This window comes from Streptomyces sp. NPDC004031 (assembly GCF_053604375.1).
This window is the reverse complement of sequence record NZ_JBSGHL010000046.1, coordinates 1-15,276: the sequence shown is the minus strand read 5'-3', so window position 1 is coordinate 15,276 and position 15,276 is coordinate 1. Positions and strand designations below refer to the sequence as shown.

Annotated in this window: 15 protein-coding genes; 8 read left to right on the top strand and 7 right to left on the bottom strand. The window is 75.0% G+C overall.

The window, feature by feature from the left end; all coding sequences use genetic code 11:
- The first annotated feature begins 117 nt into the window (after nt 1–117).
- Nucleotides 118–630 carry a flavin reductase family protein gene (locus ACWERV_RS26090; protein ID WP_031525224.1) on the top strand — a complete coding sequence of 171 codons (513 nt, stop codon included), beginning with the start codon at nt 118–120 and terminating at the stop codon, nt 628–630.
- A 40-nt stretch (nt 631–670) separates the two neighbouring features.
- On the opposite strand, the gene arfB is transcribed toward ACWERV_RS26090, so the two are convergent.
- The gene (arfB, locus tag ACWERV_RS26085; protein WP_452937331.1) at nt 671–1,108 is read right to left on the bottom strand and encodes an alternative ribosome rescue aminoacyl-tRNA hydrolase ArfB; all 438 of its coding nucleotides are present in this window, start codon (nt 1,106–1,108) and stop codon (nt 671–673) included.
- A 132-nt stretch (nt 1,109–1,240) separates the two neighbouring features.
- Between arfB and ACWERV_RS26080 the strand changes: the two genes are divergently transcribed.
- From ACWERV_RS26080 to ACWERV_RS26060, 5 genes are all read left to right on the top strand, one after another.
- Nucleotides 1,241–1,816, top strand: coding sequence for a TerD family protein (locus ACWERV_RS26080; RefSeq protein ID WP_398192224.1), 576 nt, complete (start codon nt 1,241–1,243; stop codon nt 1,814–1,816).
- Nucleotides 1,817–1,964: 148 nt separating this feature from the next.
- The gene (locus tag ACWERV_RS26075) at nt 1,965–2,453 is read left to right on the top strand and encodes a hypothetical protein (RefSeq protein ID WP_452937330.1); all 489 of its coding nucleotides are present in this window, start codon (nt 1,965–1,967) and stop codon (nt 2,451–2,453) included.
- A gap of 363 nt (nt 2,454–2,816) precedes the next feature.
- Nucleotides 2,817–3,788: a zinc-binding dehydrogenase gene (locus ACWERV_RS26070; protein WP_452937329.1), complete on the top strand. Its 972-nt coding sequence runs from the start codon at nt 2,817–2,819 to the stop codon at nt 3,786–3,788.
- Between the two features lie 104 nt (nt 3,789–3,892).
- Nucleotides 3,893–4,348: a tellurite resistance TerB family protein gene (locus ACWERV_RS26065; RefSeq protein ID WP_398192216.1), complete on the top strand. Its 456-nt coding sequence runs from the start codon at nt 3,893–3,895 to the stop codon at nt 4,346–4,348.
- Nucleotides 4,349–4,656: 308 nt separating this feature from the next.
- Nucleotides 4,657–5,754: a helix-turn-helix transcriptional regulator gene (locus ACWERV_RS26060; RefSeq protein WP_398192215.1), complete on the top strand. Its 1,098-nt coding sequence runs from the start codon at nt 4,657–4,659 to the stop codon at nt 5,752–5,754.
- Nucleotides 5,755–5,778: 24 nt separating this feature from the next.
- Here ACWERV_RS26060 and ACWERV_RS26055 read toward each other — a convergent pair whose 3' ends face one another.
- Entirely contained in the window at nt 5,779–6,675 is an 897-nt protein-coding gene (locus tag ACWERV_RS26055; protein WP_398192213.1) for a hypothetical protein, read from the bottom strand.
- 189 nt (nt 6,676–6,864) lie between these two features.
- Nucleotides 6,865–8,229: a hypothetical protein gene (locus ACWERV_RS26050; protein ID WP_452937326.1), complete on the bottom strand. Its 1,365-nt coding sequence runs from the start codon at nt 8,227–8,229 to the stop codon at nt 6,865–6,867.
- Nucleotides 8,230–8,944: 715 nt separating this feature from the next.
- Between ACWERV_RS26050 and ACWERV_RS26045 the strand changes: the two genes are divergently transcribed.
- A complete protein-coding gene (locus ACWERV_RS26045) occupies nt 8,945–9,730 on the top strand; it encodes an MmyB family transcriptional regulator (RefSeq protein WP_452937323.1) in 786 nt (261 codons plus the stop codon).
- A gap of 69 nt (nt 9,731–9,799) precedes the next feature.
- Here the strand turns inward: ACWERV_RS26045 and ACWERV_RS26040 are convergent, their stop codons facing one another.
- From ACWERV_RS26040 to ACWERV_RS26025, 4 genes are all read right to left on the bottom strand, one after another.
- Nucleotides 9,800–10,705 carry a MauE/DoxX family redox-associated membrane protein gene (locus ACWERV_RS26040; RefSeq protein ID WP_452937320.1) on the bottom strand — a complete coding sequence of 302 codons (906 nt, stop codon included), beginning with the start codon at nt 10,703–10,705 and terminating at the stop codon, nt 9,800–9,802.
- An 11-nt stretch (nt 10,706–10,716) separates the two neighbouring features.
- On the bottom strand, nt 10,717–11,337 hold the full coding sequence (locus ACWERV_RS26035) for a twin-arginine translocation signal domain-containing protein (RefSeq protein ID WP_452937317.1): 621 nt from the start codon (nt 11,335–11,337) through the stop codon (nt 10,717–10,719).
- A gap of 36 nt (nt 11,338–11,373) precedes the next feature.
- A complete protein-coding gene (locus ACWERV_RS26030) occupies nt 11,374–11,796 on the bottom strand; it encodes an RlpA-like double-psi beta-barrel domain-containing protein (RefSeq protein WP_398192203.1) in 423 nt (140 codons plus the stop codon).
- 549 nt (nt 11,797–12,345) lie between these two features.
- Nucleotides 12,346–12,798, bottom strand: coding sequence for a hypothetical protein (locus ACWERV_RS26025; RefSeq protein ID WP_452937314.1), 453 nt, complete (start codon nt 12,796–12,798; stop codon nt 12,346–12,348).
- A gap of 678 nt (nt 12,799–13,476) precedes the next feature.
- On the opposite strand from ACWERV_RS26025, the gene ACWERV_RS26020 reads away from it, so the two are divergent.
- A complete protein-coding gene (locus ACWERV_RS26020; protein ID WP_452937311.1) occupies nt 13,477–15,087 on the top strand; it encodes a TROVE domain-containing protein in 1,611 nt (536 codons plus the stop codon).
- Nucleotides 15,088–15,276: the final 189 nt, after the last annotated feature.

Below are 15,276 nucleotides of genomic sequence, written 5' to 3'. Positions count from 1 at the left end.
GGACCTAGGACCGCGACAGGTTATGACTGCGACCACAGCCCGATCCGCATCCGTCCACCGAGCCGTACCGTGAGGTACGTGCTGCACTCACCGAGCGACCGGCATGCTGGGTCCACCATGGCCCACACTGTCGACCCCGATGCCTTCCGCGCCGCGATGACCCGCCTCACCGCGGGCGTCGTCCTCATCACCGCGCACGACCCGGACGACGGGCCGCGCGGCGAGGACGTCGGCATGACCGCGACCGCCTTCATGTCCGTCTCCCTCGAACCGCCGATGGTGCTGGTGAGCGTACGCACCGGGTCCCGGATGGACGAACTGCTCGAACGGCAGCCGCGCTGGGCCGCCTCCGTGCTCAGCGAGAGCCAGCGGCACATCGCCGGGCGCTTCGCGCTGCGCGGGCGGGTCAGCGACCGGCTGCTCTTCGAGGACATCTCCTACTACCGCGGCGAGCACTCGGGCGCGCCCGTGCTCGGCGGGGCGCTGTCGATACTGGAGTGCGAGACCGCGCAGCGCGTCCCCGCCGGGGACCACACGCTCGTGGTCGCCCACGTCCTGGACGCCCGCACGCCGAGCGCGGAGGGCGGCCCGCTGGCCTACTTCCGCGGGCGCTACCGCTTCCTGCGCTGAGCCCCCCGGGGGCCGCCGGATCCGCGGAACGGGCCCGGGGTCACTCCCAGCTGCCGCCGGAGCGGCCCCGCTTGGTCTCGCCGCGCTGCTTCTTCACCCGCAGCCGCCGCTCGTTGATACCGCGCGGGATCTTCGTCGGGCGCCGGGCCTTCGGCGGCGGCGCCGTCGCCTCGGCCAGCAGCGCCGCGAGCCGCGTCGCGGCCGTCTCCCGGTTGCGCCACTGCGAGCGGTGCTCGGAGGCGCGCACCGTGACCACGCCGTTCACCAGCCGTCCCGCCAGCCGCTCCAGCGCGCGGTCCTTCCACACCCGCGGCAGCGCCTCGGTCGCCGCGAGGTCGAACCGCAGCTCCACCTGGCTGTCCGAGGTGTTCACATGCTGCCCGCCGGGACCCGACGACCTGGAGAAACGCCACAGCAGCTCCGCCTCCGGCACGGAGACGGAACCGCGGATGGTCAGTGGCCCGTACATGTCTTCCATGGTCGCGCGTGCGCGTCCCCGGCGCATCGGAATTAGCGCCAGGTGCGGAACCACGAGATCCCCGGTCCGCGTTCAGTCCGATGACGGTAGTTTCGATCGCGACACCTACGACCAGACATAAGGGGACTTCCCATGGCGGTAAGCCTGACCAAGGGCGGAAACGTCTCTCTGACCAAGGAGGCGCCCGGCCTGACGGCTGTGACGGTCGGCCTGGGCTGGGACGTCCGTACCACCACCGGCACGGACTTCGACCTCGACGCGAGCGCCATCGCGGTCAACGCGACGGGCAAGGTCTACTCCGACGCGCACTTCGTCTTCTTCAACAACAAGCAGACGCCGGACCAGACCATCGTCCACACCGGCGACAACCGCACGGGCGAGGGCGAGGGCGACGACGAGGCGATCAACGTCAACCTGGCCGGTCTGCCCGCCGACGTCGAGAAGATCGTCTTCCCGGTCTCCATCTACGACGCCGAGTCCCGCAGCCAGAACTTCGGCCAGGTGCGCAACGCCTACATCCGCATCCTCAACCAGGCCGGCGGCGCGGAGATCGCCCGCTACGACCTGAGCGAGGACGCCGCCACCGAGACCGCGATGGTCTTCGGCGAGCTGTACCGCAACGGCGCGGAGTGGAAGTTCCGCGCGGTCGGCCAGGGCTACGCCTCGGGCCTCGCGGGCATCGCCACGGACTTCGGCGTCAGCCTCTGACGTCCCCCGTCCACGCAGGGCCCTTCGACGGCGCCCCTCCCCCACAGCCGGGAGGGGCGCCGTCCCCTTGCGGTCCCCTTGCCGGGGGGGCTGGGGGCCGGGGGGCTGGGGGCGCGGCTCCGGTCCGCCGGTCTGGGACGATCGACCGGTGATCGACCTCGGCTACGCCCTCTCCCGCCGCTTCCCGGACCCGCCGCAGACGGACTACCGCACCGCGGACGTCCGCGCCCTGCGGCACGACCTCTTCTGCGGCGACGTCTACATCGCCGAGGGCGAGCGCGAACTCGCCACCGCGTGGGGCTGGGTGCCCGTCCTCGACTTCGCGTGGGCGCTGTGCGACATCGCCGAACAGCTCGACCGCGACCCCGCGGGCAGCCGCGCCGCCCGCCCCCAGCACGCGGAGTTCGACTTCACCGAGTCGCCGGACCGGCTCCGCTTCGTCCGCCGCTTCGGCTTCGTCGACGTCACCGCGGACTGGCTCCCCGACGAGCCCCCGCTCCCCGTCCGCCACACCGACCTCCGCCGCGAGGCCCGCGACTTCCTCCACGACGTCGTGGCCGACCTGACCGACATGCACGACACCCTGTCCGCCAACCCCGCCCTCTGGACCCTCCTGGCCCGCTACCCCCGCGTCTGACCCTGCGGGGGCAACCATCAGGGGTGCGGGTAGCCCCCCGCCCGAAGGGGCAGTTGCTGTCGTTTCCGGACCACCGGCCGGTGGGTGGTTTCTCGCGCAGTTCCCCGCGCCCCCAAAAACGCTCGCCCGGCGCCGCGACCGCGGCACCCAGGAGGGACTGCTGCCCCCGCAGGGCGGCCACGTCACGCCCTGGATTCCTCCCACCTTTCCACCGCCGAACGGCGGGAACTCGGCGACGTCCGGCCAGCCGGAATCCGCCGGGGGCCTCCCGTCCTAGGGCGAAAGGCCGATTGGCCGGGCCCGCCGGGCGGGGTTGGCTGGGGGCAGGCGCCGCTGCGGGCGGCGGGAGCGGAGGGCGAGGACGTGTTTGCCGTACGACTGCACGAGTTCGGGGGGCCCGAGGAGCTGCGGTACGAGGAGGTGCCGGACCCGGAGCCGGGCGCGGGTGAGGTGCGGGTGGCGGTCGCGGCAGCGGGGGTGCACCTGGTCGACACGTGGCTGCGGGAGGGGCGGGTCTCGGGCCCGATCCCGCTGCCGGAGCTGCCGACCGTGCCGGGCCGGGAGGTCGCCGGGACCGTCGACCGGGTGGGTCCGGGCGCCGACCCGGCGTGGCTCGGGCAGCGCGTCGTCGCCCACCTCGGCACCGCGCCCGGCGGTTACGCGGAGCTGGCGGTCGTACCGCAGGCGCGGCTGCACGCCGTACCGGACACGCTGGATCTGCGCGCGGCCGTCGCGATGATCGGCACCGGCCGCACCACGCTGGGCATCCTGCGGCTCGCGGAGCTGGCACCGCAGGACACGGTCGTCGTGCTCGCGGCGGCGGGCGGGATCGGCACGCTGCTCGTGCAGTACGCGCTGTCGCTCGGGGCGGACGTCGTGGGTGTCGCGGGCGGGCCCGACAAGGTCGCGGCGGTCCGCGCGCTGGGCGCCGCCGCGGTGGACTACCGGCGGCCGGGCTGGACGGACGAGGTGCGGACGGTGCTCGGCGGCGAGCGCGCGGCGACCGTCGTCTTCGACGGCGTCGGCGGTGACGCGGCCACCGCCGCGCTGGGCCTGCTGGCGCCCGGCGGACGGCACCTCGTCTACGGCTGGGCCTCCGGCGGCCCCGCGGAGGCCGTGCCGGGCGTGGACTCCCGGCCGCTGGTCGGGCCCGCGCTGGCGAAGCTCACCGGCACGCCGGAGGGGCTGCGCGCCCTGGAGTCGGCGGCGCTCGCGGCTGCCGCGGAGGGCACGCTCGTGCCGGGCGTCCAGCCCTTCGCCCTCCAGGACGCGGGCGCCGCGCACGCGGCGCTCACCGCGAGGGGGACGACGGGCAAGGTCGTCCTGACCACCTGAGTCCTGTGGCCCCCCGAGCCGCCGCGGCGGGGGCCGGGAACTCCGGAACGCGGTCGCGGAGTTCTCTGGGCGAAACGAACCGTCCGTACGAGGAGAAACCCCCCATGGCCCTGTGGGACCGCTTCAAAGAGTCCGCCACGAACATGCAGGCGCAGCTCAACGCCAAGAAGAACGACCTCAAGAGCGGCGCCTTCCGTGACGCCAGCATGGCGATGTGCGCGCTCGTGGCGGCCGCCGACGGGTCGGTCGACCCGTCCGAGCGGCAGCGCGTCGCCGCCCTCATCGGCACCAACGAGGTGCTGCAGAACTTCCCGGCGCAGGACCTCCAGCGGCGCTTCGACGACTACCTGGGCAAGCTGACCGCCGACTTCGCGTTCGGCAAGGTGGGGATCCTCCAGGAGATCGCCAAGGTGCAGAAGAAGCCGACGGAGGCCCGTGCGGTGATCCAGATCGGCATCGTCATCGGCGGCGCCGACGGCGACTTCGACGCGACGGAGAAGGGCGTGGTGCGCGAGGCGTGCTTCGCGGTGGGGCTCAACCCGCAGGAGTTCGACCTCTGACGGCGGGCGCGCGGGCACTGCCGGAACGGGCAGTGCCCGAGCCGTCTCGGACGGGATCCGGCACACTATGATCCGAAAGTGGAGCCGGAGGCGTCACATGCCGTCCCGCGGCGGAAGCGGCCACGACGGCCGACGCGGCGCGGGCCGCGGGCGCGGGGGTGTCACCGCCCCGGCGGGCGCCGGCTCCGGATGTGCGCGGCGCGCTGCGGCCGGCGCGGATACGCGGGGAGCACGGGGTACCCCGGGGGCGTGAGCGTCCCCGTATCCGGGTGGGGCGCCGGGTCGCCCGGGAAGGTGGGGGTGGACGGATGCTTCCGGTGCCGAGCGGGGACGGCCGCCCGCCGGGGGCCGCGGCAGGCGGTCCGGGCGGTGTGGTCGGTACGCAGCGGGACGAGGACGCGGCGCTGGCGCTGTACGAGGCGCTGCGGGCCCGCGGCAGGATGACGGGCGGCAGCCCGCCGTCCACCGCCGAGCTGTACGCGGCCGCGGAGCTGGACGAGGTCCAGGGCGGGCGCGGCTGGGGGCGGTTGGCGGATCTGGGGCTGGTGCAGATACGTGACGGGGTCGCGGAGGCCGTCGATCCGGACGCGGCGCTCGCCCGCGCGATGGACCGTTACCAGGCCAATGCCACCGAGCAGTTGCGCAACGGGGTGCGGCTGCAGCGCGTCACGGAGGCGCTGTTGGCCGTCTACCGGCCCGCGGTCCAGCGTGAGACGCGCGAAACGCGTGAGGTGGCCGTGGAGTTCGTCTCCGAGCCGCGGCGCAAGCAGCGCATCCGGCTGGATCTGTCGGACGCGGCACGGGAGCGGATCGACTCGATGCACCCGGGGCCGATGCCGGCGATCGAGGTCCTGGAGGCCTCGCTGGCGCACGACCGCTCGCTCATGGAGCGCGGGATCATCAGCCGCGCGATCTACCCGATGTCGTGTCTGGCGTCGCCGAAGTACGCCCGCTGGCTGCACGATCTGGCCGACGCGGGCGTGGAGTTGCGGCTCATCGACCACGCGCCCTTCGACCTCTTGACCTTCGACTCCGACGCGGCGCTGATGGCCGCGGACCCCGAACACCCGTCGGACACCCTGATCGTGGTGCGCGGCGCGGCCCTGATGCGGGCCTTCCGCGCGGTGTACGAGGACTTCTGGCTGCGCGGGCGGCCGCTGGTGTCCTCGGCGGGCGGCGGCGCGGAGGACGCGGACGCGGTCACCGCCCAGGAGCGGGTCATCATCCGGCTCATGGCGTCGGGCCTCAGCGACGACCAGATCGCCCGCAAGCTGGGTGTCCACCGCCGTACGGTGCAGCGCGCGATCGCCAAGCTGATGGAGCGGCTGAACGCCGCGAGCCGCTTCGAGGCGGGCCTGAAGCTGGCGCGCGACGAGGAGTTCGCGGGGCTCTTCACCGGGGTGTGACGGCACGCCCCGGCGTGCGCGGGCTCAGCGGGGCGCCGCCGGGAGGTGGTCGGCGAGGCGGCGCAGCAGTGCGGCGATCGGGCCCTGGAGTCCGGGCAGCGTCGAGATGAGCAGGTGGACGAGGGAGAAGCCGAGCGCCGCGGTGTCGGGGGTGTCGGCGGTGCGCAGCCATGCGGTGACGGCGAGCCGGGCGGCCTTGTCGGCGCCCGCCGAGGCGCCCTGGGCGTGCAGCCGGGCGGCGGCGACGGTGGCGTAGTGGGTGGCGGCGGGCCAGTCGCCGTCGCGGGCGGCGTCCCCGGCGGCGCGGCCGAGGGCGGCGGACGGGTCGGGGTCAGCGCCGACGGCGAGGGCGCACAGGTCGTGCGGCATGTCCGCCGGGTCGCCCCAGCAGGGGTCGGGCGGGCGGCGCGCGGGCACCGGCGGTGCGGGCCGCGGTGCCGGGTGGGCGGTGCCGTCGGCCTCGACGAGCAGCCGCTCGACCCGGCCGTCGGGGTGGCCGACGGCGACGTGGGTGGCGCGGCCGCTCTCGCGGGCCTGCCAGGCCGCGGCCGACCACGCCGGGTGCGTGTCGTCGGCGAGACCGCGGGCCTGCGACATGACGGTGCCCCAGGTGTGGACGGTGCCGCCGGGCAGGACGGCCACGCTCACCGGGGTGACGGGCGCGGCGTCGGCGGGTCCGGCGCCGAACCAGTCGCCGGTCCACGGGGTGGTGGCGACGGGGATGACCGGCACCCTGACGGGCACCAGCCACTCCGCGCCCGTCCCGCCCGCGGCCCCGGGCTCCCGTCCGCCGTACGGGCCGGGTTCCGGCTCGTGGTCGCCGGGTGCGGCCGCGGCCGCCCAGGTGCCGTACCCCCATGGCGAGGCGCCGGAGGCGTGCGCGTCCGGCGTCGGGGGCTCGTACGGGTGAGGGGTGGGCATGTCAGCCGTCCCGCGGGGAAGGGGCCGCGCCGGTGGCGGGGCCGACGCGGGCGGGACGGCCGGTCCGCGGGAGCCGCGGAAGGTGGGCCCGCACCCGCACGTCGCCAAGCGTGCGGGTGCGGCGGCGCCCGGCTCTGCCCGGGTCGGGCGCCGGTCTGAGGGTGTGTCCGGCGGTGCTGGTCGGTGCGGTCATCGGGTCACCCACGCGGTCCGGGGCTCGGAGGCCGGGCGGGGGAAGGGAACGGTCGGCAGCGGGCCTCCGGCGAAGAGGTCGCGGCAGAGGGCGTCCACCCGGGCGGGGGTGACGGGCGGGAGGGCGGTCAGGCAGGCGTACGGGCCGGCGGTGGCGAGCCGCCAGCGGGCGCACACCTCGGCGGTGGGGCGGGGGAAGCGCACGGTCAGACCGTGTCCGGTGGCCACCGCGTGGTAGCCGGCGGCGGTGATGTGCCCGGCGGCGTAGTCGGCGGTCGCGTAGCAGGTGTGGACGAGCGCGCGCACCCCGTCGTACCCGCGGTCGCGCAGCGCGGCCCACAGCAGGGCGGTGGCCAGCGGGTTGGGGGTGCGGCCCGCGTCGGTGCGGCCCGCGTCGCCGCGCTCGGGCGGGACGGCGCCGGCGGTGAGCAGCACCCCGCAGGGCACGGGCAGACCGAGCAGGCGGTGGGCGGTGAAGGAGAGGCTGTCGGCGCCGTCGCGCAGGTCCCAGGCGAGGCCGCGGTGCCCGAAGGGGGCGGTCAGGCCGGTGGGTCCGGCCTCGACGTGGACGTGGACCGGTCCGGCGGGGGTGGCGGCGGCCCGTATCGCGGCCAGGTCGTCGCCGCCTTCGCCGCCCGCGGTGTGCGCGGTGGCCAGCACGATCGCGCCGCCGGGGCGCGCGGCGGTGAGCTGTTCCAGCGCCGCGGGGTCCATGGCGCCGTCCTCGCCCTGCCGGACCTGGACGACGTCCAGCCCGAGGCGGCAGGCGTGGTGGAGGGTGGCGTGGTGCGCGGCGGCCGTGACGTACAGCGGCGCGCCGGGCAGGGCGCGCCGCGCCGCCGTCAGCCCGCCGAGCAGGCCCTCGGCGGCGCCGCCGGTCACCTGGCCGTGGACGCGGCGGCGGTCGCCGAGCGCGAGGTCGGTGCAGAAGTCGACGACGGCCCGCTCCAGGCCCAGCACGGTCGCGGCCGCCCCGCCCGGTACGGGGCCGATTCCGGTGGCCGGGCGCTCCGGGCACGGCACGGGCGCGGCGCCTTCCGGCTCGTCGAGGTCGGCGAGGTCGTCGAGGTCGGCGAAGGCGGCCAGCAGCGCCGCGTAGTCGCCGCTCTCGGCGGAGGCGGGGAAGTCCACCGCCGGGTCGTCGGGGCCCGCGGCGGCGGCGTGCTCGGCAGTGGCGCGCAGGGCGGCGACGAGGTCGGTGAGGCGGCGGCGGGTGGCCGAGGGGTCGGCGGCGGTGAAGCCGATCCGGTCGCGCGGCGGGGGCGGTGCGTCGTTCCCGGCGCCGTCCCGTACGCCCTTCGCGGGCGCGTGCGCGCAGGGCGGCGCGGGCGCGGACGGATCGGCGGGCGGCTCGTACGCCATGACGACCTCCAGGAGACGGCAGCGCGTGACGTGGTGGAGGGCCGGCGGGACATGCCGGCCCTCCACACGACTCGCCGAAGGCTCCCCCCCGAACCGGGCAGAGCCGACCGGTGGCCTTCGGCGCACCCCGGCCGCGGTCACGGGGGCCGAAGCCGGGAGCGGAGTGGTGCAGGGTCCTACAGGTGATGCGACGACTGCGGGTGCTGCGGTGCGGAACGCGGTTCCGCCGGTACGCGCCGCGTCCCGTCGCCGGGCCGTGGTGTGTACCAACGGGAGAATTCGTACCCGACGCGGCGCCCCTTCCGCCACGAACGCTGGCCTACGCATCCACACCTCCCGATCAGGCCTTTTGTTCCCCTGTCAGCGCTCGGCAAGCCTGTGAGCAGGTAATTGGCTCCTCTCGCCGATCTGTTGTCCAAAATGGGACACGTACCAATGTGGACAGACCCGCCGTACCCGGCGGCGCAAGGGCGCCGATTCGGCCCCGCGGCGCAAAGTCGCAGGTCGCCGGGGCCGGACCGATCCTGGCCGACGGAGTGTCACTTCCCGCCGTTTCCCGGACCATGCCCGGAACCGCAGGTCATCTGCCGCGCGGCGGGCGCCGGTTGACACATTTCGCGACCGGCACGGAGCATCGGAGCGCCAGTCGCCACGCGGTGCCGCACCTCTGCCACCGCCCGCCGTGGCCGGATCCCGGGATCGGAGGAGATGCACGATGGCGGCGTACCGCGAGGGCCCTCCGCCGCTCATCCACGGCTTCCTCCGCCAGGCGCGCCGCGCGCGCGGCGCGTTGAGCCAGCAGGACGTGGCCGCGCGGGTGGGCGTCTCGACGCGGCTGTACCAGGACTGGGAGGGCGGCGTCCGGAGCATCCCGGCGCACCGGCTGGACGCGCTCGCCACCGCGCTGGGCCTGGACGCCGGGCGGCGCGACGAGTTGTGGGTGGTGGCCAGCGGAGGCTTCCCGCCGCGCGGTCCCGGCCGCCCGGACCCCGGGGCGGTGAGCGGCTGGACGTCGTACCTGCGGCTGCTGCCGGTACCGGCGCTCGCGGTGGACGCCGGGTGGCGGATCGAGGAGAGCAACGCCGCCTGGCAGGGGCTGTTCCTGGCCGCGGGTGAGCGGGCACCCGCCAACCTGCTGCGCTTCGTGCTGTTCAGCCCGTACGCGCGGCGGCTGTGCGGCGACTGGGCGACCGGCTGGGCCACCCCGTATCTGCGGCAGCTGCGGCTGGAGGCGGAGACCGGGCGCAGCCCCGAACTGCGGTCCGTGGTCGCGGAGATCACCGGACGCGGCACCGTCGATCCGGAACTGGCCGCGCTGTGGCGGGCGGTGGACGAGTCGAGCCGGATCTCGCTGCACAACGACGGCCAGGTGCGGCTGCTGGTCCCGCCCGCGGGCGGCCCGCCGCAGTACGTCCGCACGCTCGTCTCCTCCCCCGCGCACGACCCGCGCCGCCGCATCGTGACCTTCCTGCCGACCCCGCGGGCCGCCGACGCGGCCTGAGACGCGGCGGCCCGGCGCACCGCGGCCCCCGTCCGGGCGGCTGCCGGACGGGGGCGCGGGCCGGGCCGGTCAGGTGGTCATGGGGAGCGGTGCCCGCCGTGCGACAGGGGGTGTCACGGCGGACGGGACCACCTCGCCGGTCACGTCGTCGATCACCGAGACCCGCACCGCCGGGTGCGGCGCGGAGTCCACGGTGAGGGTGAGGTCCAGCGCGAAGAGCACGCTGGCCGGGTGGGTGCCGCGGGCGTCCCGGTAGGCGCCGGTGTAGTGCAGCACCCGCCAGCCCTCGTCGTCCCAGTGGTCGAGCAGCCCGGAGCGGACGATCGGCATGGCGGACTGCCAGGCCAGCGAGTTCTCCAGCAGTTCGACGCTCGCGGCGACCGGCACCCGCTCGCCCGCGCCGCCGCCCGGCGGCAGCGGGTGGCCGAACAGCCGCAGCCGGGCCCGCCGCAGCGGCACCCGCAGCGTCCGGTCGAGGTCGGCGACGAGCACCGCCAGTACGGCGGCGGCGAGCACCAGGACGGCCGCGGATCCGGCCGGGCGGTCGGAGACCTGCGACCACCACGGGGCGTCGGCGGTCGCGGCCACGGCCCCGCCGGCCACCACCAGCCCGGCCCGGGTGAAGGCGCGCACCCCGATCGGGCCCTCCGCGCGGGCGCTGCACCCGCACGACGACTCCGGCGCGGTGGACCGGGCGTAGGCCAGGTAGCCGGTGAAGCCGACGCCGAGCGCGACGGTCGCGGCGCCCGGTGCCACCGTGTCGGGTACGGCGAACAGCGCTGCGGCCAGGGCGAGTTCGACCGCCCCGATGGCGCGCAGCGCGAGCGTGGCGCGGCGCCCGTCGCCCAGCACGCGCACCAGCACGGTGTTCGCGGCCAGTTGGGCGGTCTGCCGGCCGAACGCCTTGCCGGCGCCCGTCGCCACCAGCAGCACCGCGCACACCAGCGGCGCGAGGTTGGAGACCAGCGGAATCATGGCGCCTCCCGTCAGTGGCCGAGCGAGACGCGGGCCATGTCGATGTGGCCGTCGGACGGCCGCCAGGCGCCGAGCACTTGCGCCTCCTGCCCGATGCGGGTGCGGGACAGGTCGGCGGTGAGCGCGCCGCCGAGGTAGGAGGCGGTGGTGGTGTCGGGCACGATGTGGCCGACGACCTCGTTGCCGCCGTGGCTGAGGTGCAGCCGGTCCTTGGCGATGCCGCGGATGGTGACGTAGACGTTGACGATGTTGACCCACACCGCGTCGGCGGCGATGGTGCCGTCGGGCATGACGGCGCCGCGCGCGTAGAGGCCGTCGCCGGGCTCGACGGCCTCGGCGGTGGTGGTGCGCAGCTTCCAGATGCTGGTGGCGTTGGTGAGCTGGACGAGGTGCCGCTCGCCGTGCGAGCCGGCGACGTCCAGCACGTTGCGGTTGATGGCGACGACGCGGCCCTCGGCGAAGGCCGCGGGGATCGCCGCGTCGAGCGAGGGCATGGGCTCGGCGAAGGCGGCCTCGGCGTCGAGGCCGCCGAGCGCGGAGGCGCCGACGATGGTGGCCCCGCCGATAGCGGCCGTGGTCAGGAAGCGCCGGCGGTCCAGGTGGCGCCCGCCGTTGTCGTGGCTGTGGCTCATGTCGTCCTTCCTGGGGGTGGGGTGGGGGCGCCGCGGTCACTCGTAGATGTAGACCGGGACCTTGCCGGAGCTGAGGCTGCCGATCGCGGAGAAGGCGGACGGCGTCAGGTCGATGACCCGGTTGGTGCGGCAGGCGCCGTTGCAGCAGGTGGCCTCGCCGCAGAAGCTCTTGGTGCGCGGGCCGCAGTCGGCGAGGGTGACGCACACGGAGGCGCCGGAGCACTGGTGCTTGACGTTCATGGTCGCGCCGCAGGTGCGCCGCGGCATGCCCTCGCCGCACAGGTCGGGGCGGGTGATGTCGTAGCAGGCGGCGGAGAGGTTGGGCCAGGCGGCCATGTTCTTGCCGGACTGGCAGGTGCCGCAGGCGCCGGTGCCGGCGCTGCCGCAGGAGCCCCAGGCGTTGCCGCAGCAGAACCAGGTGGCTTCACCGGCCCAGAGGGAGGTCGATCCGCAGGCCATGTCGCGTTCCTTTCGGACGGTGGCACAGGCCGACTTTTGTGACCTGTGCATGACAATGCGATGAACGGCGGTGTGCGCGCATCGCGGCGGCGGCGCGGGGGTGGGTGTGCGCGGGGACGAGAACCACAATTTTTCATGCCCATGACAAGATCGTGAGAGGGCTACGTGCCCGCGCCGTTGCGGTGACGTGCCGTTGCGGTGACGTGCCGTTGCGGTGATGCGCCGGGGGTGCGGCGGAAGGGTGCGGTGGTGCCGGTGCTGCCGTGTGCGGTCCCCGCAGGCCGACGAGCGGTACGGATCTCCGTGCGGGCCGTGCGGGGGGGGTACGGGCCGTGCCGTTCCGGGCGGGGCCCGGCGGTGCGCGCTTGCGGGCGGAGCGGTCTCTCGTGCCTCGTGCGGACCCGGCCCCGGGCTGGGCCGGATGCGACTGATGTGCCGGCAGTGCAAGGTGGAACACCGCAATGATGCGGGATTCTACGCGCGTACGGAAGAGCCCGAGCGTTCCCGTTCGCCGCCGGGCGGGCTGTCGGGTGCCTCCGGGAGCGGGGTTCAGTCCCCGCGCGGGTGGAGGTGGCCGTCGATCGCCGCGACGACCAGCGCGAGCAGCGCGGCCACCGCGCCGGCCGCGAAGAGGGCCTCCTCGTACACCGCCGAGCCGGAGCGCAGCAGGTGCAGCGCGTGGCCGGCATACACCGCGCGGTGGTCGTGCAGCAGGGTGGCGCCCGACAGGACGGCGAGCACGGTGCCGAGCAGCGGGACGGCGATGTGGCCCTGCCGGGCGCGCAGCCAGACCACCGTCGGGGCGGCGACGCACACCGCCACGGGGAAGGCGGCGACCATGCCCAGCCGGACGTCGTAGCCGACCAGCTTGTACCCGAGCGCGCAGCCGCCGGGTATGAGCACGAGGGCGAGGACGACCAGCACCGCCGCGCGCCACGCCGTACCGCCCGGGGTGCGGGCCGCACGGGGCGCGCCCCCGTCCCCCTCCGCCGCTGCCGTCATGCGGCCAGTATGCCAAGTCGCCCTGCGCGGCAGGGAAAAAGCCTTGGAAAGCCGCGGCCCGCCCGCCCTACAGTGAGGACTGCCGCGAAGCGCTGACAGGGGGTTCCTTCGAAACCATCGAATACCGAAACCCCCGGTCCACGGGTACTCGCAGCACCCTTCGGGGAAGACAACCGGATTCAGGTGGCAGGCGAAGCGCAGTACGGGCTTACTTCTCTGGTAATGAGTGGTTGCGGGTTCGAGTCCCGCCGGAGTCCTCGGGCTCTGTTGCTCAGTAGCCCGCACGACCTGGTACTCGCCTGCTTCCTGACTCCGGCTGTCTCCCCGATCCGGTCGCCTCGCGGCCGGGCCGGCGCATCCGCGCACGGCGACGGTACGACAACTGCACAGGCGCCGCGAAGCGCAGTGAGGGCATACTTCCGCTGCTAACGGGGAGGTCGCGGGTTCGAATCCCGCCGGAGCCGCCATGGCTCCGTAGCTCAGGGGCAGAGCACCAAACGTAGCTCTTGCGACAGGTACTCGCGGCGCCTCGCAGGTCGTCCGTCCGCCGACGGCCCGGACATTTCCGTCCAGCCGGTCCACCGGATCCGTGGATTCCGGATTTCCCGCCCCTCCGGGCCAGAAATTCCGTGGTTCCGCGTGCCGCCGGACCGCGCTTTTCCCGAAAAGGCAACCGAGATGGCCAAGTTCGCCCGCGCGCGTTCCGCGCCCACCAGCCCCCTGAGCACCAGCGGCACCACGACGACATTCGAGGGCGGCGCCGCGTACCGGCGCGGCGTGAAGAGCGAGCTGTTTCTCTTCGCCGCCGTGAACATGGTCGGCGAGGCCTCTTTCTACGAGTCCGGCGATGCCCGCGACACCCGTTTCCGCGACCTGGTGCACGCCGCGACGAAGGCCGATCCCGACTGGGTCGCGCGTTTTGTGCCGTATCTGCGCGGCGAGATGAACATGCGCTCGGCGGCGATCGTGACGGCCGCGGAGTCCGCGCTCGCCCGCCGCGCGGGCGGGCTGCGCCGCGAACCGTCCGTCCCGGTACGGAAGATGGTCTCCGACGCGATGCTGCGGGCCGACGAGCCCGCGGAGTTCGTGGCGTACTGGAAGGCGCGCACCGGCAAGGCGACACTGCCCGGCGGGGTGCAGCGCGGTGTCGCTGACGCGGTGACCCGCCTGTACACCGAGCGCGCCGCGCTGAAGTACGACGGCACCGGCGCCGCGTGGCGGATGGCCGACGTCGTCGCGCTGGCCAAGCCGGTGCCCGCGGGCCCGTGGCAGGCGGACCTCTTCGACTACCTCGCCGACCGGCGCTGGAAGCGGCCCGAGGTACGGGTCACCGCCCGGCTGCCGGTGCTGAGCGCCTACCGGGCGGCGGCCGCGATGCCGCAGGCGGAGCGGCGCGCGTGGTTCCTCGCGGACCCCGCGCGGCTCGGCGCCGCCGGGATGACGTGGGAGCAGCTGTCGAGCCTCGGCCCGATGGACGCGGCCGCGTGGTCGGCGGTCGCCCCGCACATGGGGCTCATGGCGCTGACCCGCAACCTGCGCAACTTCGACGAGGCCGGTGTCGGCGACGACGTCGCCGCGGCGGTCGCGGCGCGGCTGTCCGACCCGGAGCAGGTGCGCCGGTCGCGGCAGTTCCCGTTCCGCTTCCTGTCCGCGTACCGCGCGGCGCCGTCGCTGCGCTGGGGCCAGGCCCTGGAGCAGGCGCTGAGCGCCGCCACGGCCAACGTCCCGGCGATGCCGGGCCGCACGCTGGTGCTCGTCGACACGTCCGGGTCGATGGAGGCGCAGGTCTCGGCGCGCAGCACGGTGCGGCACGTGGACGTCGGCGCGCTGTTCGCGGTCGCGCTCGCGGCCCGCGGCTGCGACGTGGACCTCGTGGGCTTCGCCTCGGGGACGTTCAGCCACCCGCTGGCCAAGGGCGGTGCGGTGCTGCGGCAGGCCGAGGCGTTCACCCGCCGGGTCGGCGAGGTCGGCCACGGCACGGAGACGGTCGCCGCCCTCAAGGCGGCGTACCGCGGCCACGACCGGGTCGTCCTGTTCTCCGACATGCAGGCCTTCCGGTGGCCCGGCAACAGCGGCGGTCTGACCGTCTCCCGCGCCGTCCCGCCCCAGACCCCGCTGTTCGGCGTCAACTCCGCGGGATACGCCCCGGCCGCCATCGACACCAGCACGCCGCACCGCTACGAGATCGGCGGCTTCAGCGACAAGCTCTTCACGATGATCGACCTGCTCAGCCGCGGCCGCAGCACGGGCTGGCCGTGGGAGCGGTCCGCGACCACCGACCGGGCGTGACGGCGGGGTGACCTACCCGGCCGTGGAGGTCGCCCCGCCCCCGCCGCTCGTGGCGGGGGCGAGGGCGAGGGGCAGGGTGAAGGACACCGTCGTGCCCCCCCCCCCCCCCCCCCCCCCCCCCCCCCCAGGGAGGGGGGGGCAGCAACCAGGAGCGCAAGAAAAAAAGAACATCGGTCAAGGAACGAGGCA